The sequence below is a fragment of the Butyrivibrio sp. VCB2001 genome (assembly GCF_000423965.1).
Taxonomy (GTDB): domain Bacteria; phylum Bacillota; class Clostridia; order Lachnospirales; family Lachnospiraceae; genus Butyrivibrio.
The window spans coordinates 11,911-35,166 of record NZ_KE384119.1 but is presented as its reverse complement, the minus strand read 5'-3'; the positions used below and the strand labels follow the sequence as shown (position 1 = coordinate 35,166).

General features: G+C 45.2%; 19 protein-coding genes. 15 read left to right on the top strand and 4 right to left on the bottom strand.

The window, feature by feature from the left end:
• Positions 1–6: 6 nt before the first annotated feature.
• Complete coding sequence (locus tag G589_RS0117740) at positions 7–786, top strand: hypothetical protein (RefSeq protein ID WP_026523044.1); 780 nt, start codon at positions 7–9, stop codon at positions 784–786.
• Here the strand turns inward: G589_RS0117740 and G589_RS0117735 are convergent.
• Both G589_RS0117735 and G589_RS0117730 read right to left on the bottom strand, forming a co-directional pair.
• Entirely contained in the window at positions 783–1,775 is a 993-nt protein-coding gene (locus G589_RS0117735) for a type I phosphomannose isomerase catalytic subunit (protein ID WP_026523043.1), read from the bottom strand. The two genes, G589_RS0117740 and G589_RS0117735, sit on opposite strands and share 4 nt — an antisense overlap.
• A 14-nt stretch (positions 1,776–1,789) precedes the next feature.
• Complete coding sequence (locus G589_RS0117730) at positions 1,790–3,106, bottom strand: sugar phosphate nucleotidyltransferase (RefSeq protein ID WP_026523042.1); 1,317 nt, start codon at positions 3,104–3,106, stop codon at positions 1,790–1,792.
• A gap of 857 nt (positions 3,107–3,963) precedes the next feature.
• On the opposite strand from G589_RS0117730, the gene G589_RS0117725 reads away from it, so the two are divergent.
• The 9 genes from G589_RS0117725 (at position 3,964) to G589_RS0117685 (ending at position 14,308) form a co-directional block, all read left to right on the top strand.
• Positions 3,964–5,202, top strand: a complete 1,239-nt coding sequence (locus tag G589_RS0117725) for an MBOAT family O-acyltransferase (RefSeq protein WP_196811906.1) — start codon at positions 3,964–3,966, stop codon at positions 5,200–5,202.
• A 28-nt stretch (positions 5,203–5,230) separates the two neighbouring features.
• Positions 5,231–6,334: a hypothetical protein gene (locus G589_RS0117720; RefSeq protein ID WP_051192574.1), complete on the top strand. Its 1,104-nt coding sequence runs from the start codon at positions 5,231–5,233 to the stop codon at positions 6,332–6,334.
• Between the two features lie 18 nt (positions 6,335–6,352).
• Positions 6,353–7,321 (top strand): SGNH/GDSL hydrolase family protein, encoded by a 969-nt coding sequence (locus G589_RS0117715; RefSeq protein ID WP_026523039.1) that lies wholly within the window; start codon positions 6,353–6,355, stop codon positions 7,319–7,321.
• Positions 7,308–7,679: a transporter gene (locus G589_RS0117710; protein ID WP_026523038.1), complete on the top strand. Its 372-nt coding sequence runs from the start codon at positions 7,308–7,310 to the stop codon at positions 7,677–7,679. Before G589_RS0117715 ends, G589_RS0117710 begins: the two co-directional genes overlap by 14 nt.
• Positions 7,672–8,010 (top strand): multidrug ABC transporter, encoded by a 339-nt coding sequence (locus G589_RS0117705; RefSeq protein WP_026523037.1) that lies wholly within the window; start codon positions 7,672–7,674, stop codon positions 8,008–8,010. Before G589_RS0117710 ends, G589_RS0117705 begins: the two co-directional genes overlap by 8 nt.
• The gene (locus G589_RS0117700) at positions 8,007–9,656 is read left to right on the top strand and encodes a ribonuclease J (RefSeq protein ID WP_026523036.1); all 1,650 of its coding nucleotides are present in this window, start codon (positions 8,007–8,009) and stop codon (positions 9,654–9,656) included. The genes G589_RS0117705 and G589_RS0117700 overlap by 4 nt, the downstream gene beginning before the upstream one ends.
• Positions 9,657–9,891: 235 nt before the next feature.
• Positions 9,892–11,292, top strand: coding sequence for an MBOAT family O-acyltransferase (locus G589_RS0117695; protein ID WP_026523035.1), 1,401 nt, complete (start codon positions 9,892–9,894; stop codon positions 11,290–11,292).
• 20 nt (positions 11,293–11,312) lie between these two features.
• Entirely contained in the window at positions 11,313–12,389 is a 1,077-nt protein-coding gene (locus tag G589_RS0117690) for a hypothetical protein (protein ID WP_026523034.1), read from the top strand.
• Between the two features lie 107 nt (positions 12,390–12,496).
• On the top strand, positions 12,497–14,308 hold the full coding sequence (locus G589_RS0117685; RefSeq protein ID WP_035776600.1) for an AAA family ATPase: 1,812 nt from the start codon (positions 12,497–12,499) through the stop codon (positions 14,306–14,308).
• Between the two features lie 231 nt (positions 14,309–14,539).
• Here the strand turns inward: G589_RS0117685 and G589_RS0117680 are convergent, their stop codons facing one another.
• Positions 14,540–14,947 (bottom strand): HEPN domain-containing protein, encoded by a 408-nt coding sequence (locus tag G589_RS0117680; protein WP_026523032.1) that lies wholly within the window; start codon positions 14,945–14,947, stop codon positions 14,540–14,542.
• Positions 14,932–15,471, bottom strand: coding sequence for a nucleotidyltransferase domain-containing protein (locus tag G589_RS21520; protein WP_051192572.1), 540 nt, complete (start codon positions 15,469–15,471; stop codon positions 14,932–14,934). Before G589_RS21520 ends, G589_RS0117680 begins: the two co-directional genes overlap by 16 nt.
• A gap of 143 nt (positions 15,472–15,614) precedes the next feature.
• On the opposite strand from G589_RS21520, the gene G589_RS22045 reads away from it, so the two are divergent.
• The 5 genes from G589_RS22045 to rfbB all read left to right on the top strand — a co-directional run bounded on the left by G589_RS22045 (position 15,615) and on the right by rfbB (position 23,250).
• Positions 15,615–15,758 (top strand): hypothetical protein, encoded by a 144-nt coding sequence (locus tag G589_RS22045; RefSeq protein WP_155832584.1) that lies wholly within the window; start codon positions 15,615–15,617, stop codon positions 15,756–15,758.
• 198 nt (positions 15,759–15,956) lie between these two features.
• A complete protein-coding gene (locus G589_RS0117665) occupies positions 15,957–16,370 on the top strand; it encodes a helix-turn-helix domain-containing protein (protein WP_026523029.1) in 414 nt (137 codons plus the stop codon).
• Between the two features lie 370 nt (positions 16,371–16,740).
• Positions 16,741–20,637, top strand: coding sequence for a GH25 family lysozyme (locus G589_RS21515; protein ID WP_051192568.1), 3,897 nt, complete (start codon positions 16,741–16,743; stop codon positions 20,635–20,637).
• Positions 20,638–20,648: 11 nt separating this feature from the next.
• Positions 20,649–22,130, top strand: a complete 1,482-nt coding sequence (locus G589_RS0117645; protein ID WP_026523028.1) for a hypothetical protein — start codon at positions 20,649–20,651, stop codon at positions 22,128–22,130.
• 34 nt (positions 22,131–22,164) lie between these two features.
• Positions 22,165–23,250: a dTDP-glucose 4,6-dehydratase gene (gene rfbB, locus G589_RS0117640; protein WP_026523027.1), complete on the top strand. Its 1,086-nt coding sequence runs from the start codon at positions 22,165–22,167 to the stop codon at positions 23,248–23,250.
• Positions 23,251–23,256: the final 6 nt, after the last annotated feature.

Sequence of the window (23,256 nt, the reverse complement as noted above, 5' to 3'; positions counted from 1 at the left end):
TTAAGTATGTACGGTATTTTTATGGAATGCTGGGTTGCGCTTAAGCTCTATTTTGGCAATCCGCTGCTGGCAATTCTTCTTGTGGCTTCTGCAATCTATATCATCGTTACCGAGAAGGACTGGAAAAAGAAAATACTTTTGGGGATTCTGCCACTTGTGATTCTGGCAGGATTTCTTTTCCCTGTGACAAAGATAGCTTATGTGGCTGCCTTTGATGAGAGTGATACCTATTACCGCGTGCTCTGGCTGGTACCTATGTATGTGGTTATCGGCTATGCTGTCTGCAAGCTGGTGTTTAGTTTCGGAAGCAAGATGAAGCAGCGAATTGCTCTGGTTGTAGCGCTGGTAGTGGTAGTGTTGTCGGGGCATCTTGTTTATTTGAATCAGTACATGTCTGTGGCACAGAACCTGTATCATATTCCGCAGCATGTTATTGATATTTGTGATGTGATAGCTCCTGCAGATGGTGAGGACAGAGTGAGAGCAGCATTTCCGTCTGAACTTGTGCACTTCGTTCGTCAATATGACACGGATATACTGATGCCTTATGGACGTGAGATGGTAGTTACCCAGTGGGATTATTACAACCCTGTTTATGAGGTTATGGAGAAGCCTGAGGTGATCGATGCAGAAGAGCTGCTTGATGCCACAAGGCAGACCAGCTGCAGATATATTGTTCTTGCCAAGGACAGGAAGATCAATAAAAATCTGACAACGCTTGGTCTGAAACTCATTGAGACAATAGATAATTATTATATTTATGAAGATCCAGAAGTGAGCTCTTAACAGCTTACATCCAGTATCTGTGCCCTGCCGTGAAGGGTCAGGGGCACGGAATCTGCAGGGATGAAGATGCAGTCGCCCTTAAAAAAGTTAAGACTGCCACCTGCACATCCTTCCCATCCGATACTTCCGCATCCGTCCGTGATAAGAAGGCTGTGGAAGCTGTTGGAATCGGTCTTATATTCTGCAAGAATTCTGTTTTCTGTATTCAGAAGCATTCTCTCAACAATGAAATATTTGCATCTTGATAAAAGCTCTGTGGCATAACCGGAGCGATACTTAATGACTCTCATGGGCTGACGGGGTGTTGCGGAGGACTTTAAAGTTGCGACATCCAGAGCCTTGTCTATATGGAGTTCTCTTTTGTTTCCGTTTTTATCTGTTCTATCGTAATCGTAAAGTCTGTAGGTGACGTTACTGCTCTCTTGTATCTCGGCGATGAGACATCCTGATCCGATGGCATGAACTGTGCCGGGATTGATCAAGTAGATGTCGTTCTTATGAACAGGGACTCTGCTAAGGAGCTTTGTAATCTTGTTTGTTTCAAGGCTTTTGCGGACGGTTTCTTTGTCCACGTCTCTGCCAAATCCGTAGATGATGTTGGAATCTTTTTTTGCATCAAGGACGTACCAGACTTCAGTCTTACCGCGAGATCCGTTTTCATTGATCTTGGCGTACTCGTCATCGGGATGAACCTGAACGGACAGATCATTTTTGGCATCAATAAACTTTATCAGGATAGGAAGTTCACCTTTGCCATCTGTAAGGCTTAGAGAATGTGTGCCAAGGTATTCCGGATGAACCTTAAGCACTTCTGTAAGCTCTTTTCCGGAAGTGGTGTATGAGGGGCCGTCAGGGTGCGTTGAACAGACCCAGGCCTCGGCAAGAGGATCTGAGTCCAGATTTAAATTGAAATCGTCGTTTAGTCTGCTTCCTCCCCACAGGTAGTCCTTGCTGCTGGGCCTTAGGAGAAAGGGAACGTTAGTGGTCATGTTTCTTTGTCCTTTCAATAGGGCATCTCATACTTCTTTTTATCGTTGGCGTTTATGGCTTCGCCCAATTGCACCTCGATAAGCTGAAGACCTTTATCGCCTGCGATTACTGTGTGCTTGCAGCCGGCAGCCATGGTTATGACATCGCCGGGGCGGATGCTCTGCTCCATGCCATCAACTATGGTACGACCATCTCCACTTATAACAGTCCATACTTCATCGCGGTGTTCATGGCTGTGGTAGTTCATCTTATGGCCAGGGTTAAGAGTAACCTTTACTGTAAGGCTTTCGTTTTCTACGTCGAGAACTCTGTAGTTACCCCAGGATTTCTCGGCGAACATGATCTGCTGATCGATATCGTCTACGAATGGCTTGATGTAGGAACTCTGGTCTTTGTCAGATACAAGGATTCCCTCGGCGGAAGCTGATACTATAAGGTCGTGTCCGCCCATAATAAGAATTGGAACGTCGAGCTCATTGATGGCGTGAACGTTGCTTGAAGTGGTATCCATACGAACGTCACCGATTGTGTTCTCTGACATTGCTTCGGTGAGGGTGTTCCAGGTTCCGAGGTCCTTCCAGGTGCCTGAGTATTTGAGGACTTCGATGGATTTCTCAGCTTCTACAACAGCGTAGTCAAAGCTTATCTTCCTGAGTGTATCGTAGGAACTAAAGAGTGTTTCATAGTCTGAAGTTCCAAGAAGCGCACGGCTCTTTTCAAGAACATAGGAGAGCTTGTAGGCAAATACACCACCGTTCCAGAGAGCGTTACGGCTAATGTATTCAGCAGCTGTCTTCTCGTCGGGTTTCTCGGTGAAGTCAAAGCCTGTTTCATTTGGAATTATGTAACCGTACTTGGCTGATGGATATGTAGGCTCGATTCCCATGAGGACAAGGTTCTTGTCACCTTCCTGTGCAGCCTTGCACATATCTTCGAGGCACTTGAAGTATCCCTCATCAACGTAAGGGTCTACAGGGCATACTACAACTGCTTCTGTTTCAGGAACTTTCTGCACGTCATGAAGGTATGCTGTAGCAAGAGCTATAGCAGCGAATGTATCACGTCTGCATGGCTCAACGCTTATGCCTACATCGTAGCCAAGCTGATTGTGGATTGATGATACCTGGGACTTACTGGTTGCGATGGTTACAGTTGCATCAGGATCTACAGCCTTTATCTGGCCGAAGATTCTCTGAACCATTGACTCATATTCGACTGTGCCATCTTCATTTGTCTTCTTAAATATTTTGATAAACTGTTTGGAGCGGATGTCGTTGGATAAGGGCCAAAGTCTTTTTCCTGATCCGCCTGAAAGTAAGATTATGTTCATTCTGATTTCTCCTTATGTTTCGAAAATACAAAGCTATTATACCTATAATTGCTTATTTCTACAAATAGAAGGGTTGTATTGGAAACGTCCACTTGACTCTGTAGAATATGCCTGAAGTCAATAGAACCGTCCCCTTGACTCTATCCCCATGATTCTGCATCACAAGATACCATATATTCTACGATGGTTGGAAACGTGATATCGACCACCCCACAACTCTCGTCCATATAAAAAATAGTTGGAAATTTCGAAAAGGGTTTTGGCGTTACATGGGACTCATCCGGAAATACCTGACGCAAACTACATCACAACGTACCGTGGAGCCGGTAGCTGTGATGTAGCCAAAGTGTTAGACATGAAATTTTAAATTCTTGGCCATGAAAAAACTTTTGTAATTTCCAACTATTTTTTTATATACAAATTTTTGTGATGCTTTTCAAAAACAGACTCCTACCAACAGCCCATTGTAAAGGGTTTTGTGATGCAAAAATGAGTCAAACTGAAACGTCCCCAGTGACTCAAAATGAGTCAAACTGAAACGTCCCCGTTGACTCACAAGAATTTGCACGAAAACTCCAGATAGCTTAAACTAATGTGAGTGATATTAGTTGGGGATTGGATGTTAGATGTTATTTAATTCTTATGCTTTTATTTTGATATTTTTGCCGCTATTTGTGATTTTATTTCTTGTAGCAAGAAAGGCGGCTAATAGGGACGTGTGCAAATGGATCATAATTGTGGCGTCCTTGATTTTCTATGCTCCTTTCGGAATTAGGAACCTGTTGGTACTGGCAGTAAGTGTTTTTTTGAATGGAGTGCTGGCAAGGTTTATAGCGAAGGGGAGTCTGTGCAAAGATGTGAAATCTGATGCTTATGGAAAAGCTAGCACAGTTGCTGCAAGAAGTAAGTTGATTCTTGCTTTTGCTGTTTTGGCTAATGTCGTTTCTTTGCTTTTCTTCAAGTTCTCTGGAGTGTTCTTCCCGGTAGCAGTCAGTTTCTATACTTTCAATCAGATCTCATACATTGTTGATATGTACAGGGGAGAGATTGAGGAGTTTAGTCTACTTGATTATCTGGCTTACATATTGTTTTTCCCTAAGATTCTTCAGGGACCACTTATGGGGTATGGTGAGTTCAGCAAGGAGCTTGAGGGGGCCATTGATACAGACCCGGCTATAGACTATGAGTTGCTACTCAGAGCTCTGTTCCTCTTTTCTATGGGACTATTCAAGAAGGTAATTCTTGCTGATACATTTGGCCAGGCTGTGAATTTTGGTTTTGATGCTGTAGCAGGACTTGGAAGCTTAGAGGCTATACTGGTAGCTGTGTTCTATTCGTTCCAGTTGTATTTTGATTTCAGCGGATATTGTGACATGGCATCTGCTGTGTGCATGATGATTGGATTTGAACTTCCTCAGAATTTTGATTCGCCGTACAAAGCTGTGAATATCCTCGATTTCTGGAAGAGATGGCATATTACTCTGACGAAGTTTTTTACCAAGTATGTTTATATTCCTCTTGGTGGAAATCGTAAGGGTATGGCAAGGATGTATGTTAACCTCATGATAGTTTTCCTTGTCAGCGGACTATGGCATGGGAATGGCTGGAACTTCATTGTTTGGGGTGCTATGCATGGAGTGCTGTATGTGATCACGAGAATGGTGCGTGGCAAGAAAGAAGATAAGCTTTCTGCAGCTGTGCGAGTTGTGAAGACTCTTTTAACATTTGTTTATGTGACGCTGGCGTGGGTGTTCTTCAGGGCAAGCAGTATAAGAGAGGCGCTGGAACTTATTGGAAGGATGTTTGTTGGCGGACACAAAAGAATTGCAACGCAGCTATCTGCATGCTTCCAGCTTGATGAGATATGGTATGTGATTAAGGTTACACCGATAATGAAATTGCCATTTGCCTGGGAGAGCTGTATGTGGCTGTTCCTGATTGTGGCAGTGGCCATTATTTTCTTTTCAAAGAATGCGATTACAATTGCTAAGAATTGTAAGGTTGGAGTGAAGACCACTATAGCGACTGCAATACTTCTTGTGTGGAGTATTATAAGTCTCGCGGGAGTCAGCACATTCCTGTATATGAATTTCTGAATATATCATGCTTGTTGATTGGTAGATTATGAATAATAGTGTTGATCAGAAAAAACTAAATAAGAGTAGCTATGCTAAGCTCTTCTGGACTTTGATTGCTGTCGTGGTGTTGGCTTTGGTGTTGATTGCTGCATTGGTCATATATGTGGATCCTTTCTTTCATTACCACACACCAGATGAGGGATTTCCGTATGTCGTTGACAACCAGCTGTCTCAGAATCCCGGAATGGCAACGAACATGGATTATAACGGCTGCATCATTGGCTCGTCTATGACGGTTAACTTTGATACGGATGATTTCAAAGAATTGCTTGGATATGATACTGTGAAGCTCAGCTACAGTGGCGCTTATCCTAAGGATGACTACAATATCCTGTCGATTGTGTTTGATGAGAAAAGTTATGCAAGGCAGACACGACCTATGGGAGCGGTGTTCTTTGCAATGGATATTCCGACAATGACAGCTGATACTGAGGAAACAAAGTATCCATTACCGGAGCATCTTTATGATGATAATATCTTCAATGATGTGAAATATGTCCTAAACAAGGACGTGCTGTTCCAATATATCTTCAGGCCTGTTATTCAGGGTAAAGGTTCTGATCTGTCAGAGATTTATGCAAGCTGGTGGACACCGGATTATTACAATATTCAGTGGGTTATGCATACCTATGAAGAGCCGGAGAAGTCAGATGTGATCTATACAGAGGATGACGTTTTGCCGGCTACGCAGGCAAATCTGGAGAAGAATATTCTGCCCTTTGTTGAGGAGCACCCTGAAACACAGTTCTATTTCTTTTTCCCACCATACAGCATTCTGTATTGGCACAACTTAAAACAGGAAGGATTCTATGAGGCAGCTTTTGCTCAGTATCAGTACGTGGCTGACAGACTTCTTGAGTATGACAACGTTCATCTCTTCTACTTCCAAACCATGGATGAGGTGACAGATCTCAACAACTATGCGGATTATTCGCATTACAAACCCGAGATCAACAGATATATGGTAGAATGTTTTAGTGATGGCACTCGTCAGATTACATCGTCTGAGCAAATGACTCAGGAACTTCAGAAGATGAGGGGCATCGTAGAGAGTTTCGATTATGAAGAGCTCTTTTCACAAGATTGGTAAATAAAAGGACGGAACAAGATGAATAAGACAGAAGATCAGAATAAAGAAAATCAGGGAATTCCCAAGTGGGCGTTTATCGCACTTCTCGGAGTAATCCTTGCAGTTATTGTATTCTCGGTGGTTAAGCTCTGGATCTGGAATCAGGGAACAGCCGAGACAGAGGGAGTAGTTGAGGGAGACTTCTCAGTTGAAGTCATGGACCAGATATTCCTGCTGCCTGAGGACAAGAAGGCTATGCACGAGGACGATGGGCAGGAGACGATTCTTTTCCTGGGAAATGATATCCTGACTTACTACAGCAATGAAGAGGGTGTTTGTGAGCAGATTGCAAGTAAGCTCGGTGCAACTTGTATCAATGCCGGATTCCCGGCTTCTACCGTTGCACTCAAGAATGCAAGCTACAGCGATGAGTATCCGCTTGATGCCTTTAGCTTCTACAACGTGTCCAAGGCCATGGCAGCAGGGGACTATTCACAGATGGATTCCGCAGCGACGAAATTTGAGGATTCAAACTACTACAAACACACAGATGTGCTTAAAGCTCTTGATATGAACACTGTGGATACACTGGTTATTTTCTACGATGCTCAGGATTACATCAATCTTCGAATCGGAATGAATCCGGATAATGATTCTGACCCGCTGACTTACAGTGGCGCACTCAATGCAGGAATCAAGGCGATCCAGGAAGCATACCCCTTCATCAGGATCGTGTGCATGTCCTTCCCGATGTGCTATGCCTATGACAATACCGGCTCGCTGGTTAACGGTGATATGTACGACTTCGGAAACGGAAGGCTCACAACATATCTTCAGTTCATGATCGACGTGTCAGGGGCAACCGGAGTGTCTTTTGTCGACAATTATTACGGAACCATCCACGAGGACAACAGTTCGGAGTGGCTTCTTGATAACATTCACGTAAATGCTGCATGCAACAAGCATATGGCAGAGCATTTTGCAAAGGTAATCTATGGAGCAGAATAATAAAAGCAAGATCAAAAAACTTGATATAGTAATGCTGCAGTTCTCGGTAATGGTTTATTCACTCTCAACCGTTGCCGGAAACATGGCATCAAAGCATGATTTCCTCAGCCTTGGATACATACTGTTCTTTGGCCTGGATTTCTTCATCCTTGGTGTCTATGCGATTCTGTGGCAGCAGATTATAAAGAGATTTCAATTGTCGGTAGCGTATGCTAATAAGGCCATGACCCTTCTGTGGTCAATGGTCTGGAACTTCCTGATCTTCAGCCAGGGGATTACTCCTAAGAAAATCATCGGAGTCCTGATAGTTATGGCCGGCGTTGTTGTGATGAATATGGGGGAGGGCAAAGATGTTTAACATTTTCTTTCTTGTAATGATCTTTGTGGAACTCCTTGCATCGGTGTCACAGGTTCTTTTGAAAAAGAGCGCGCAGAAGGAATATCCAAGTCGAATCAGGGAGTATCTTAACGTCCTGGTAATCGGCGGATACGGACTGCTAGTGCTCTCCATGATAATCGGTATTTTCTGCTACAAGCATCTGGGATACATGGGCACGGTCATCCTGGAGCCTGTTGCATATATCCTTGTAATGTTTTTATCAAGGCTCGTTTTCGGTGAGAAGATCACCACAAGCAAGATCATCGGAATGTGCCTTATTATCGGAGGAATTATAGTATTTAACTTATGAGTACTGTTAAGATCATTCCCCTCGGGGGCTTTGACAAAATCGGAATGAACATGACGCTCATAGAGTGTGGGGATTCTATTGTTGCTGTGGACTGCGGAATGTCTTTTCCACCAACGAACATGCCGGGAATCTCCGGTACCATTCCGGATGTGTCTTATTTAAAAGAGAATTCGGCGAAATTTAAAGGGATTGTCCTGACGCACGGTCACGAGGACCATATCGGAGCAATCCCTTATATTATCAGGGAACTTCCTGTGCCTATTTACGGAACACCTCTGACCATAACGCTGGTGGAAGAAAAGCTCTCGGACTTCGGAATAAAGGGCGTTAAGACCAGGGCTATTCAGGCCGGGAAGACTATTGTTGTCGGCGACTTTAAGGTGGAGTTTATCAAGACTAACCACAGCATACCGGATTCGGTGATGCTGGCCTTCTATACGCCTGAAGGGGTGATTGTAAGCACCGGAGACTTCAAGTTCGACATGTCACCCATCATCGGCGAGAAGGCTGATATGCAGAGGCTTTCAGCTCTTGGGGCAAAAGAGGTATTGGCAGTTTTCTCAGACAGTACCAACGCCATGATAAAGGGTATGTCCAAGTCGGAGATGGATGTATATCAGCAGCTGGATTGGTTCTTTAATATTTACAATAAGAATCGCCTGATCATCACTACTTTTGCATCGAACATGGAGAGGATTCAACAGATATTAAACCTTGGCAAAAAGTACAACAAAAAGGTTGCCATGGAAGGTGAGGTAATGCTAAGGGTCTTTTCCGCGGCAAGGAAACTGGGATATATGGATATCCCGGAGGACGTGCTGATTGATGCTGAGGATGTGGGAAAGTACAGCGACGAGGAGATTGTGTATCTGATCACGGGTAATCATGGCGAGTCGGTGCAGGCTATCTCAAGGATTGCTGCCGGGGAGCATCCGGAAATCAGGATAAAGAAAGACGATGTAGTACTCTTCAGCTCAGTGGCTATTCAGGGGGATGAAGCGGAGTTTAACAGGACTTTGAATATGCTTGAGGAACATGGGGCTATCGTGGAGTTTGGCGATATTCATGCGACGGGGCATGCCTGTGCAGGGGAACTTAAGCTCTTGTATTCTCTGCTGCAGCCAAAGTTTGTGATTCCGGCTCACGGCGAGTACAGGTACAGGCGTGAAGCCAAGAAGGTGGCTTGCGGAATTGGGATTTCGTCGGGCAATGTCTTGCTGGTGAGAAACGGTGATGTTATTGAGCTTACGGCTGACAGCTGCAAGGTTACAGGCAGGATTGCTCTTGAAGAAGTTCTGATCGATGGTTATGAGAAGAGCAGCGTTGCGCATAAGATACTTGAAGAGAGGCAGAAGCTCTCTGAGTCGGGGATTGTGGTTGTTGAGATCTGCATAGACAAAAAGAGCGGAAGATATGCTTCCGGAGTTAATGTGTCAAGCAAAGGATTCGTCGGGCTTAGGAACAATCCGGAGCTTAAGCGGCGCATTCAGGATGTGGCGCTATCGGAGCTCTCAAGGTTTGTTAATCAGGGAGTTCGGGACGAGCGGGCCGAGAGGGGCATCAGCGAGGCAATCAGGGCGCTGATATCAGATGAAACCGGCAAGGACCCGATTGTGGTTGCCCTTCTTACAGAGGTAATGTTATAATTCTTTGGTAAATTGAATTTGTTACAAAGCACAGCAGATTTTGTTAAAGCTTTTATTATCAGTGCTGCGTCCGGAGGGATTTGTGAGCCGGAGCGATACAGATAATGAAAAGAAATGTGAGATTGTAGCAGGATATGAAAACAGGCATCTTAGGGTGTCTTTGTTTCATATCCTGCTTTTTTATTTGCTTTATTTGTTTTGCTTACTTTGTTTTGGCTGGGGAGCCTGGGGATTAATGTTACTTAATGTTTCTACTGTTGGATTTATAGTGATTTTGTTGGCGCTGTTTAAAGTGGTGCCGGGGAAGATAAGGCCGTATGTGCTGCTGGCAGGGAGCGTGCTGTTCGTGTATAGCGAAGGCGGAGCTGCCGGGCTTGTGGTGCTGGCGGTTATTACTGCGCTGACGTGGGCTGTGGGGCTGGCGCTTGGACGTTTGGCTGGAAGTAAGAAAGTGCTGGCTGGAGTTAGTATTGCTGTGCTGGCACTGATTCTATTTGGGTGGAAGTATGTTCAGTTTGCAGCTATGCCGATTGGACTTTCTTTTTATACTTTCCAGGCTATTAGTTATATCGCGGATTTGTATATGGGAAGGCTTGCTGAGCCAGAGAGAAATCCCTTTAAGTTTGCCCTTTACATGATGTGGTTCCCTAAGTGGATGAGCGGTCCTATCGAGAGAGCGGGAGCTTTCTTTGAGCAGATTCAGGTTAGCTGCGAGGCTAAGAGGTTTGATCTTGATAGGTTCATTCGCTGTATGTCTTACCTGATCTGGGGCTTGTTCATGAAGCTGGTTATTGCTGACAGACTCGGTGTTGTGGTGGATTCTGTTTATGCTGATATGGCATCATGCGGATTCCTTACTATGATGCTGGCATCAGTTCTTTATACAATTCAGATTTATTGCGACTTTGCGGGATATACCAACAGCATGATAGGCATTTCGGGGCTGTTTGGAATTGAGTTGACACAGAACTTCAGGACGCCTTATCTGGCGCAGTCTACAACTGAGTTCTGGCGCAGGTGGCATATATCTCTCAGTAATTTCCTCAAGGATTATATCTATATTCCGCTGGGCGGAAATCGCAAGGGTGAGCACAGGAAGATGATCAATACCCTGGTGGTTTTCATTGTATGCGGATTGTGGCACGGAGCCGGGCTTTCATTTTTGGTATGGGGACTGCTTCATGGATTGTTCAATATCTGCGCAGGGTTGTGCAAGAAGAAAAGGCTCAGGTTTGCGGTACATGGGATTTCAGGCCAGTTAAGTACATTCTGTCTCGTGTCTTTTGCCTGGATATTCTTCAGAGCAAACGGGATTGTTGAGGCGTTTAGGTTTATCGGAGGCATGATTCCGGGTATTAATGGGCTTTCGCCGTTGGCAGGAATGGTGGTCACAGACAAGATGATGCTGGGGATTTCAACTATGGAGTGGTGGATAGCTCTTTTCTCTGTAGTGCTGCTGGTGGTTATGGATATGCATGCATGGATGAGAAAGAGTGTACTGCCGGAAGTTATCGCTTCGGATTGGGGCGATGTGGCGAGGTCGGTGTTCCTGGTGGTTATTGCTTTTGTGGTTCTGTTATTTGGTAAATATGGCTCGGGTGAAGCAATCAGAAGCTTCATGTATATGAGCTTTTAAGGGGAGGGAAAAGGTCTTTTATGAAAAAAGTTATAGCGACAATTCTCTCTATAGTTGTGCTGGGAGTGGCGCTGTGTGGTGCGGATTACGTGCTCAAGGACAGGACGGATCACGGCGTGAAGCAGGGTATTGCCATGTACGAGCAGCCCAAGAATTCAGTGGATGTTCTGATGCTGGGGTCGAGTCATGTGCACTATGGTATTAATACCGCCAAGCTCTGGGAGGAGTATGGGATTTCGGCTTTTGATTTTTCTTCGGCGGAGCAACCGTTGTGGATTTCGTACTATTACCTGAAGGAGTTTTGCAAGAATCAAAAGCCTAAGGTTGTGGTGCTGGATTTCTTTACCCCGGCGGCGTTTCAGGAAGATCATAAATACACATATACTCATCTGGCGGATTCGCTTAATGGATTCAGGTTTGGCCTGAACAAGATGAAGATGATGTGGGTGAGTTTCGACGGTAGGGAGGAAATTTGGGACAAGTATTTCCCGGGATTTGCCGGATATCATGACAGGTATGATGCGCTGGATGCTGAGGATTTCGAGGATCTGAAGTATGATTATGAGAACTTCAAGGGATTTACGCCTTATTTTGATATGACTCCGACATCTGTACCTAGGATTAATGAGGATACTGTTCTGGCGCCTTCTGATAAGTCTGTTGAGTACTTGCAGAAGATTGTGGACTTCACCACGGCAAGCGGAATTGAGCTTTATCTGACTGTTGTGCCGTATCATGTGAATGCTGAACTTGTTACGGATAAGATCCAGGCTGAGGACCTCAGATACAATTGGCTTGCGCAGTATGTGCAGCAGCTCAATGATGCAGGCAACAGTCATGTGTTCTTTGATTACACGGTGCTTCATAACTGGGATATCGGAATTGATTTTGAGAGTGGGACGGATACATATGATTCTTCGCATTTGAACTACTATGGCGCCACGAAGTTCGCGCATTATCTTGGCGCGCATCTCAGGTATATATACGGCGCAGATGTGATTGCGGACCATCGCGGAGATCCGTACTATGCTTCATGGGATACGAATGCCGAGGAGTTGAGGACAGTGGTTGAGGCGAATGGATTCGAGTGGAGATAAGATTTGGTGATTGCCTGGCAACTCTGAGGCAGCCCCAAAGCAACCCTACGTGGGGTTGCTTTGGGGCTGCTTTTGTGTTACGATGAAATCAGATGGAGGAAGATGTTATGGCATATATTGAGACATCGCTTCAGAGTGTCATCGATGAAATCGAATCACTTCCAAAGGGAAGGATCACATATAAAACAATTCGTGGAAAGCGAAGGATGTATCGTCAATGGAGTGAAGACGGTATTAAGAAAAGTGTCTACGTTAAGATGGATGAGGAGGAAGCAGTTAAGGCTCAGATAGAGAGGCGTTTGGAACTTGAGAAATACTTAAGACTGGGCAGATATACCGAAGCCGTCTTACATGCTTCAGGAAGTGAGAAACCTCAATATGACATGAGGGTTATAACCGGGAGTGCGCTATCGGATATGTATGGCAGCGTGCAGAAATTCGGCAAGAGAGAATGTTTTGGACTTCTGGAACGCTATTTAAATGGGAACAGTTCAGGGAAGGTATGTCTTATCTATGGGCTTAGAAGGACAGGGAAGACGACACTTCTTTTGCAGGCAATATCCCAGCTTCCTGTTGATGAAACGGCATATATCAAGGCTCTTTCAAGCGATGATATGTCTATGCTGAACAGAGATCTGAGAAGGCTTAAGGAAGATGGTATAAAGTACGTGTTTGTTGATGAAGTTACTCTTATGAAAGACTTCATTGATTCTGCATCTCTTTTGTCAGATGTATATGCCATGATGGGGATGAAGGTTGTGCTGTCCGGAACGGATTCGTTGGGGCTTATGCTTTCGACGGATGATGAGTTGTACGACAGGTCTTTTACCATACACACAACATTTATTCCTTTCAGAGAGTATGCAAGGCTCCTGGGGAAGAATGATATAGATGAATATATCAGATATGGAGGCACATTCAGAGTCGGCGAGACTGATTATGATGACTTGGAGCTGATGGACGAAGGGGTGTCTTTCAGGGATGATGAGTCGGCAAGAAGATATATCGATACCGCGATAGCCAGAAATATACAGCATAGTCTTGCATGCTACCGGGAGGGCGGACATTTCAGGCATCTCATAAGCTTGTATGAAGCCGGAGAGCTGACGGGCGCGATCAATCGTATTATTGAAGATATGAATCACAGCTTCCTTGTGTCTGTGCTGGAGAGGGATTTCAAGTCACATGATTTTGGATCGGCCAAGCAGATGGAGAGGAAGAGGGCTGCGCTGAATGGAAGTGAGAGCGTTTTGGATCATGTGAATGAAGAGATGATCCTGAAAAGGCTTAAGGACATCCTTGAGATCAGGAACAAGGACGTGCGTGTTGTTAAGATTACTCAAGCGCATGTTGAGGAGATTAGGGAATATCTTGGAATGCTGGACCTGATAGTCGAATGTGATAGTGAGGCGATTGAGACAGATGAGCCCAGGGATAGGGTTCTGTTCACTCAGCCGGGAATGAGATACTGTCAGGCTCAGGCGCTGGTGTTTTCGCTGATGAAGGATGATTTGTTTAAGAATTACCCTGCCAGGGAAAGAGGCAGAATCTGCGATATGATACTAGAAGATGTACGTGGAAGGATGCTGGAGGATATCGTACTGCTAGAGACTATGAAAGCTCTGCCGGGTAGCAAGCGGGCTTTTAAGCTTGAGTTTCCGGCCGGCGAGATCGACATGGTGATCGCAGATGACAGGAAGTATGAATGTGAGCTTTATGAAATCAAGCATTCTGATCAGGTGGATCCCCATCAGTACAGGCATCTTATAAATGATGAGATGTGTGATCGGGTGGAATTCAAATATGGGACAATTGTTAATAAAACTGTTCTGTATCGCGGGGAAAGTGCATCGAGGGATGGCGTGATTTATAAGAATGTTGAGGAGTATTTGATGGAGTTGGGCGCTGGGAGAATGTGATTGGGTTTTGCGATTTAGATGTTGTGAGATGACATGGATGTTGCGATAATAGAGCTGCTCTGCCGGGATATGGCAGGGTGGCTTTTTGTAAGTATTATAGGATGGCGCCAAACCCCTTTTTGAAATTTCCAACTATTTTTTGTATGGAAGAGAGTTGTGGGTGGTCGGAATAACGTTTCCAACTATGAAGGATATATTGAAGTGTTGCGATGCAAAGACCAAAGAAATATGTTACTGTTCTATGATATTTCTGTCAGTGAGATATTTTTTGATGGCAGATGAAAAGCGCTCTGCACGCTCAATTTGTTTTTCGGCTTCTTCTTTGGAAGCGATGAAGAAATCAAGGTAGTCCGCTTTCTCTCTGTTCTCGGAAGCGCTACGGATTATTTTTGATAATTCTTTAGGAAATATTTCTGTTTTGACATAGTTTTGATTAAAGTGAGAGATTACTCCACTATGCCTACTGCTGTCAAAACCATCAAGTGCGCAGATAGCCTTAATTGCATGAAAGATGGAGTAATATCCACGATTTAGAGCATTTTTATATCTTCCGTTATTGAGCATTAGTTTTGCATCAATTAAGTCTTCCAGGCTGGTTTCGAATCTATATTTGGCCAATTCCTTCATTCTGTCTTCCATAGGATGATTCCGTCCTTATCTAAATTCTTGTAGAAAGGGAGAGAGGCTCTCCATTCCTGATATTGTTTCATTTCTATGGTTACCACAGACAAAGTAACAGATAGTGCCAGTTCATAATCAACAACAATATCAAGCATTCGGTCATGCATTTCTTCTGAGTCCTTGTCTAACAGAAGAGCAATATCTACGTCAGAATCTTGTTCCTGCTCGCCACGGGCATAAGAACCATATAGAATCACTTTGCACATGGAATTGCCATAAACGCCGTGGAGTTCTCTGCTCATCTTAGCAAGAGATTTCATGAGCTTAGGATTGGCGTGATAAACAGATTGTTTCTGGCGCCAGTTTCTGTAGTCGCCGGTTGTTACACGCTTATCATCCGGATATTTGGCATCTTTTGGAATGATCCATTGATTTCCTAATTTATCTCCGAGCAGTTTGCCATATATTAGCATTCTCCTGATATTGCCGGGGTCCTTGCCGGTTAGTTGTGCATATTCACTGACAGTGTAGTAATCTTTCATGAATGAAATCTCCTTTTCTATATTTGACATTAACACGTGGGCGTGTAAATGTCAAAAACTGCATCACAAGGGGCAGTATATGGTGGTGTTGGTTGGAATCGATTTTTGAAAAGCATCACAAAAATTTGTATAAGAGGATTTGGTTGGAAATTACAAAACTTTTTCCTGAGGGAATTTTTGAAAACTTCATGCCTAACGCGGTGGCTGCATCACAACTATGGGCTACAAGGGGCTTTGTGATGTGGCTTTTGGCAAGCTTTAGCAGGAAGCTAAAAAACTCTTTTTGAAATTTCCAACTATTTTTTGTATGGAAGAGAGTTGTGGGGTGGTCGGAATACAGTTTCCAACCAACGTACATATAAAACTGCGATGTGATGTGATATTGGCCCGGGTTAAAATAAAAATTGACTACAGTGACCAAATTGGCTACAGTAAAATTAAGAGTAGCCAAATTGGTCACCTTGTTTTGAGGAGATGAAATATAGATGAGTGCGTCGGTTAGAGAGCTTAGAGTAAATAGTGGTATGAGTCAGAGGGAGTTTGCTGAGAATTTCAACATCCCTCTCAGTACGCTTAGGAAGTGGGAACATGGAGATGCCAAGCCGGCGGATTATGTGGTGGAGCTGATAGCAAGGCAGCTGCCGGGAAGGAATAAGGACTTTCTGAGAATTGATTGTGATGATGGGAAATGCTACTTCATTGACAGAGTTGGACGAGCTGTTGAGGATCAGAAGGGGAATAGAATTGCTGTCAGGGAGTCTTTTGAAGGAGTTAAGCATGAGAACCTGAAGGTTTATGTGGAGGAGTTGTTTGAGGCTTTTTATCAAGCGCAGAACCAGTTTGACAGGGATCTTTACCATGATAGAAAATATGACGCTTTGTGGATCAAGAAAGGGTAATTGATATGGGACCAAGAGGCGAATCGACAAGGTTACTACATGCTCATTTGTTGAAAGAGAATCAAGGCTCCTTCAGTATGTGCAGGACAGAAGTGTTGTTGATGTCGATAAAGCAGATTTGAGTTTCGATGTCTTTTACCAGGATACTGCTGAGCGCCACGGCAGGATTCCGATACTACAGGATCTGTATCACAAGAAGATGGAGTCATTGAGGGCTTTTCAGAGCGGGAAAGATGTTTGGAAGAGCCGATAAACAGTGGGCTTTTTGCACGCACGGTTGTTAGATAGGTTAATAAATGGTAAAATCGTCATAAGTATTGTGTTTTTTAACCAATAAATACAATATGTTGTTGGAGGATTTGAGGAAAGTATGAAAAGAAGTCTTAAGTTATTTAATAAGGTGGGCAAGAAACCACGCAGCAGACGCGACGTGCGTGAATACGACGAGGAGTTCGAAGAGGACTTCTACGAAGACGAAGAATACGACGAAGAGTTCGAGGATGATTACGGCGACGAAGATTACCGTGACGATGATGAAGACTACCGTGACGATGAAGACTATCGAGATGCTGGGGACGAATATCCTGAAGAGGATTATCCTGAGGAGGACTATCCTGAAGATGATTATCCTGAGGAGAGAGCTTACAGCAGAGAGAAGCATGGTGACTTTGATCAGGAATTAAGGGAAGATGATGACTTCGATGTAGATACTAATCGCAACGTTGTTCCTTTCCCGTCAAGAGCAGAATCAGAGGATAACTTCTCCGATGAAGATTACATGGAAGAGGAATCCTACGAAGCAGAAGACAAGTACGAAGATGCTCGCTATGCAGATGATGCAGAAGAGGGCGTCGATTACCGCGATGAAGTAGATGAAGTTGATGGTACAGAAGACGACGCCGACTACCGCGACGAAGTAGAAGCAGACGAAGTTGACGAAGTAGAAGCTGACACTGACTACCGCGATGAAGTAGAAACAGACGAAGTTGAGCAGGAAGCCGACTACGAAGACGAAGATGAAGACTACGACGCAGAGTTCGAGGAAGCCTACGGCGACCAGGTAGAATCTCGTTACGAGGACGAAGACGACGAAGAAGGCCGATACGAAGACGACGAAGAAGGCCGATACGAAGATGATGAAGAAGGCCGATACGAAGACGAAGAAGATGATCGCTATGAGGACGAAGTAGACGATCGCTACGATGACGAACGCTATTACCGCGACGCTGAAGAGTACGACAGATACGAAGAAGATTACGATCGCTACGATGAAGACTACCGCGATGACGAGGATGATTACTACGCAGCAGCTGCAGTAGCACATGGCGCAAGAGGCGGTCGTGACAGCGGAAGATCTTCTCGTGCATCAAGAGCGGACAAGAGATCAGGCCGTGATAAGCACGATAGATACGACAAAAAAGACAAAGATCGCAGAAGACGCGGCGGAGCAGGTGCCGGAGCCAAGATAATTGAGTTTGTGAAGAACACTTCTTTTGCAGAGCGCGCAGCGGCAATAGTTGCTATTCTGCTTGTGGTTGGCGGTCTTATAACCATGTCATTCTACAGAGATGCCCTTGGAAGAACTGCTGAGATCAATTCCTTTGCGGAAATCGGAGCTGACATGCAGTTCAATGATGTCATCGGTTCAACAGGACTTCTTGCAGTAGCTGATGCAGAGCGTGCAAGGGCCATGACTGCAGGCATCATCATGGAGGAGGAAGAGGAAGAAGAGGAAGAAGTCGCAGACGATGCACAGGGAGTTACCATCAAGATGACTCTCACCTCCATCAAGAGCGACATGAAGGTCAAGTTCATTAATTCAGAGACCAACAAGCTTGTGGCTAATGTGCCATTTGAAATAACTGTTGTTACTCCGGATGGAACCAAGATAACCTACGATGATCACGACAAGGATGGAATCATCTACAAGAACAACCTGACAGCCGGCAAGTACAAGATCACACCTAATGCACTGCCTTCTGAATTCAGCAATTATGCTCTTGAACTCGGAACTCAGACCCTGACAGTCAAGGACAAGGTCGAGACCAAGGTTGTCGATGTCAGCAACGAGATCAAGAAAGAGTCGCAGGTCAATGCGGCAAAAGAGGATACGGCAGTCCAGGAAGTTGTAGAGTCAGCTCTTACAGACACAGTTGAGTGGGTTGATTCAAACCAGGGCAGCTCAAGTTCAGGAAGTGGAAAATATAATTACGAGCAGATAAATAAAGATACAATCGCTGATCCCAGCACAAGCTCCATGATCCCTACAGGAACCATCAGAAGACTTTCGGCTTCTAAGGGAAGAACAGAAGGTGATCCGGCTGTTGCAGGTGCTGAGAGAACAGGAGACGACACCAATCCTGATGATGGTGGAAATGGCAACTCCGGCGATGGTGGAAATCAGGATTCAGGTAGTGGCGCGTCTTCAGGAGATGGCGCATCAACTGAACCTCCTGTTGAAACACCTAAGGATATGACAGTTTCAATTTCAAGTTCAAGCCTTGAAGTTGGACAGACAGCCAATGTCTCTGTTTCCGGACCAAGCTCTTTTACCTGCACATCAAGTGACAGTGCGGTAGCTGAAGTGTCAAACGACGGTACAGTAACTGCCAAGGGCGAAGGAAGCGCAACCATCACTGTTAAGGCTGATGGCTACAACGATGGCAAGGTAACAGTATCGGTTAAGAAGGCTGAAGTTGTGCTCAAGGACATGACACTCAGCAGTACAAATATAAGCATGAAGGTCGGGGAAAAGACAAAGCTCACAGCCACAGGTCCTTCATCAGTGACATTTAAGTCAAGCGCAGATAACATTGCAGCTGTTGGCAGCGACGGAACAATCGAGGCCAAGGCAGAAGGTAAGGCTACAATCACTGTTACAGCCGAAGGCTACAAGGAGGCCAAGGCAGAAGTAACAGTAGCCAAGGCTGATGAAAAGCTCATCACCTTCTCATCAAGCCCATCACCTTTCAGCATCGCGATCGGTGCAACAGGCAAGCTCACAGTTTCCGGAATCGACGCAAATGCTGTTACATTCAAGAGTTCTGATGAAAAGATTGCAACAGTTGCTAAGGACGGAACAGTAAAGGGTGCTGCGGAAGGTAAGGCAACCATCACAATGTCAGCATCAGGTTACAAGGATGCGACAATAGAAGTTACAGTGACTAAGAACAGTGAAAATGCTGTCGATATGAATGCGACCAAGGTTACTCTCGTTCAGGGCAGAACCTTTAAGCTTGCTCCTAAGGATTCAAACAAGAAGGTGACCTACTCATCTGCCAAGTCTGATATTGCATCAGTCGGAAGCGACGGAACAATTACCGGTGTCGGAGCAGGCAGCACAACAATCACAGTTAAGTGTGAAGGCTACAAGGACGGAACTGTAGAAGTAACCGTCATCAGCAAGACTACAGTCCTTAAGGACAAGAACGGTAACGTTGTTTACGTAAAGAACGCCAACGGCGATTATGTTGAGGCTACTTACGACGATTATTACAAGGGTTCAACCTTCTATCTCAGAAAAGAGAAGTCCGGTCCTGACGTTAAGCAGGGCTGGTGGACCATCGATGGCAAGACCTACTACTACGACAAGAACGGTAACTATGTAACCGGCGAGCAGGTCATCAAGGGCGCCAAGTACACCTTTGGCGGCGACGGAGTGCTTTCCTCATCATCAGGAACTCTCGGAATCGACGTCAGCAAGTGGAACGGAAACATCGACTGGAATAAGGTTAAGAACAACGGTGTTAACTTTGTTATCATCCGCTGTGGATACAGAGGATCATCAGCAGGTGCGCTCATCGAGGATCCCAAGTTCAGAGCAAACATCAAGGGCGCTCAGGCAGCAGGACTCAGAGTTGGTGTTTACTTCTTCTCACAGGCAGTCAACGAAGTTGAAGCTGTAGAGGAAGCCTCCATGTGCATCAACCTCTGCAAGGGTTACAGCCTCAGCTTCCCTATCTACATCGACGTTGAGGGAAGTAACGGTCGTGGAGATACCATCAGCGCAAGCCAGCGTACAGCCAACATCAAGGCTTTCTGCGGAACCATCCAGAGCGCAGGCTACAGGGCAGGTGTTTACTCCAACAAGACCTGGTTTACCAAGAACATCAATACTGCATCACTGACCAATTACAAGATCTGGCTTGCTCAGTACGCAGCAAATGTAAGCTACACAGCAACTCGCTACGACATGTGGCAGTACACATCAAAGGGTTCAGTTTGCGGTATTTCAGGAAATGTTGACATGAACATTCTTTACAACTGATCGGAGGATCGATGTTCAAGAATAAATCAAACAGAGGAACAGAAGCTTTTAAGCTTCTGTCCTTTGCGTTATTGACAATTTATTTCGTAGGGATAGCTTTATTTGACGGGCCGGTTTGGTGTGTTGATACGCCAAGCTATGTTGACATGGACTTTTCAAGGGAACCGGTATATCCGCTGTTTCTGCTGGGCTTGCGCCGGCTTTTCGAAGTCCTGCATATAGAGGCGCAGCCCTATGGACTCCCGGCTTATCTGACTCTGGCAGTCATCCTTCAGAGCCTCTTGTGGGTAGCATCTTCCTGCCACCTCGGATTCTTTATCCTGAATGAAACAAGTGCTCTCGGGGAAAAGAAATCCCGGCTCCTCTCTGCGATTGCCATGCTCGGACAGGCAGGCGTTGCCGGAATCAACAGATTTATCGCGGGTCGCGGCTCTATGTATTCTGAAAGTCTCATGACCGAAGCCCTTGCGATGCCTCTCTACGTCATCTTCACGGTTGAGCTTATAAAGAGCTTCGATGGGTACGAGCGAAAATCCATCCTAAAGCTCTTTTGCCTGAGCATAATAATCTGCAGCATCAGAAAGCAGATGCTCATAGTCCTGATAACCTGGGGCTTTGCGTCATTTATACTTCACCTTTTTGTTAAAAGACATCGCTCCCTTAGAAACTTCTCTCTCACAGTGATAGCTGTGGTGGTGGCTTTCGTGGTAATAACTCTTGCAGATCGCGGGTATAATCTGGCTATGCGAGGTGTCTTTACTTCCCATATCGGTAACAGCAAAGGCGGTTTGGATACACTCATCTACACGGCGTTGCCTGAGGATTCGCAGCTTTTTGCCGATGTTGATGCCGAGAAGTATCCGGAGATGGAAGCTCTTTATACAAGGATTTACGATGAGTGCCGCGCTCAGCAGCTCACTATTGATTACGCACCCGGCTATGAGCTGGCAGAGAATTCCACTGTTTTCAACTCGGACTGGGTGGCAATGGCGTCGCACTACGCCGATGCCTATGATGTGATCGGTTTTGATGTGGTGCTCCCGATCTGTGATGAATACGTCGCTGAGCACTATCCGGAGCTTGACAGGACTCATGCGCAGATAAAAGAGAATGAGATTGAAAATCTGCTTTTTGGAAAGCTCCTGGGACATGCGCTTTCAAACATCGTTAAGGGACAAGACCGCGGAGCTGTCTATGTTTTGACTGCCAATATCCTGAAGGCATTCGTGATTTCCAACGCCAACATATCACCGGCCGTGCTGGTAAAGGCATCGCTCGTTATTTATGTGATCTACCTGGCTTCATTTATAGCTCTTTTCCTCAGGAAAAAGACCTCTCAGAGGGCCCTTGCAGCTCGAATGATGTTCATCGTTCTTGCTGGAATAGCTATAAACTGCGTGGTTACGGGCTCTATGATATTCCCGCAGCCCCGTTATATGTGTTACGGAATGGGACTCTTCTACTTGGCTCTTGCATGTGGTATACTTATTTAGTTAAATTATGCTTTTTTCTAGGAAAGGAAAAGATATGAGAACCTACTTAGTTACCGGAGGCGCCGGATTCATCGGCTCCAACTACATTCATTACATGTTCAAGAAATACGACAACGAGATCCGCATCATCAACGTGGATGTGCTTACTTATGCAGGAAACCTTGAGAACCTGCGCGACGTTGAGGGACGCGACAACTATACATTCGTAAGGGCTGATATCTGCGACCGCGATGCTATCAACAAGATCTTCGAGGAGAACGACATCGACAGAGTTGTTCACTTCGCAGCTGAGAGCCACGTTGACAGATCAATCGTCAACCCTGAGGTCTTTGTTCAGACCAATGTTCTTGGAACAGCAACAATGCTTAACGCTGCCAAGAAGGCCTGGGAGCTTCCCGATGGCTCTTTTAAAGAGGGCAAGAAGTTCCTCCACGTTTCAACTGATGAGGTTTATGGCTCACTGGATGACGATCCAAACGCATACTTCTATGAGACAACACCATACTCACCTCACAGCCCATATTCAGCAAGTAAAGCCAGCTCAGACATGCTGGTTAAGGCATACATGGACACTTACAAGTTCCCTGCCAACATAACCAACTGCTCCAACAACTACGGACCTTACCAGTTCCCTGAGAAGCTCATTCCCCTCATCATCAACAACGCTCTTGCGGGAAAAGACCTTCCGGTTTACGGCGACGGTAAGAACGTCCGCGACTGGTTATATGTAGAAGATCACGCCAAGGCCATCGACATGGTTCAGGAAAAGGGCAGACTCTTCGAGACCTACAACGTAGGCGGACACAATGAGAAGCAGAACATCGAGATCGTTAAGACAATCATCGATACCTTAAGAGAGGAGCTTGATGACTCAGATCCTCGTAAGGCACATCTTTCTTACGACCTCATCAAATACGTAACAGACAGAAAGGGTCACGATCGCCGCTACGCCATCGCACCTGACAAGATCAAGGCAGAGATCGGCTGGGAGCCAGAGACCATGTTCGCAGAGGGTATCAAGAAGACTATCAAGTGGTATTTCGAGAACTCTGAGTGGATGGAGCACGTTACATCCGGTGACTATGAGAAATACTACGAGAAGATGTATTCAAACAGATAAGGAGAT

Bases quoted from the DNA above. Each gene is read 5' to 3' on its own strand.
- G589_RS0117685 (WP_035776600.1), top strand. From the start codon at position 12,497: ATGGCATATATTGAGACATCGCTTCAGAGTGTCATCGATGAAATCGAA.
- G589_RS0117690 (WP_026523034.1), top strand. From the start codon at position 11,313: ATGAAAAAAGTTATAGCGACAATTCTCTCTATAGTTGTGCTGGGAGTG.
- G589_RS21515 (WP_051192568.1), top strand. From the start codon at position 16,741: ATGAAAAGAAGTCTTAAGTTATTTAATAAGGTGGGCAAGAAACCACGC.
- G589_RS21520 (WP_051192572.1), bottom strand. From the start codon at position 15,471: ATGAAAGATTACTACACTGTCAGTGAATATGCACAACTAACCGGCAAG.
- G589_RS0117695 (WP_026523035.1), top strand. From the start codon at position 9,892: ATGTTACTTAATGTTTCTACTGTTGGATTTATAGTGATTTTGTTGGCG.
- G589_RS0117710 (WP_026523038.1), top strand. From the start codon at position 7,308: ATGGAGCAGAATAATAAAAGCAAGATCAAAAAACTTGATATAGTAATG.
- G589_RS0117705 (WP_026523037.1), top strand. From the start codon at position 7,672: ATGTTTAACATTTTCTTTCTTGTAATGATCTTTGTGGAACTCCTTGCA.
- G589_RS0117740 (WP_026523044.1), top strand. From the start codon at position 7: ATGTACGGTATTTTTATGGAATGCTGGGTTGCGCTTAAGCTCTATTTT.
- G589_RS0117720 (WP_051192574.1), top strand. From the start codon at position 5,231: ATGAATAATAGTGTTGATCAGAAAAAACTAAATAAGAGTAGCTATGCT.
- G589_RS0117645 (WP_026523028.1), top strand. From the start codon at position 20,649: ATGTTCAAGAATAAATCAAACAGAGGAACAGAAGCTTTTAAGCTTCTG.
- rfbB (WP_026523027.1), top strand. From the start codon at position 22,165: ATGAGAACCTACTTAGTTACCGGAGGCGCCGGATTCATCGGCTCCAAC.
- G589_RS0117730 (WP_026523042.1), bottom strand. From the start codon at position 3,106: ATGAACATAATCTTACTTTCAGGCGGATCAGGAAAAAGACTTTGGCCC.
- G589_RS0117665 (WP_026523029.1), top strand. From the start codon at position 15,957: ATGAGTGCGTCGGTTAGAGAGCTTAGAGTAAATAGTGGTATGAGTCAG.
- G589_RS0117700 (WP_026523036.1), top strand. From the start codon at position 8,007: ATGAGTACTGTTAAGATCATTCCCCTCGGGGGCTTTGACAAAATCGGA.
- G589_RS0117680 (WP_026523032.1), bottom strand. From the start codon at position 14,947: ATGGAAGACAGAATGAAGGAATTGGCCAAATATAGATTCGAAACCAGC.
- G589_RS0117735 (WP_026523043.1), bottom strand. From the start codon at position 1,775: ATGACCACTAACGTTCCCTTTCTCCTAAGGCCCAGCAGCAAGGACTAC.
- G589_RS0117715 (WP_026523039.1), top strand. From the start codon at position 6,353: ATGAATAAGACAGAAGATCAGAATAAAGAAAATCAGGGAATTCCCAAG.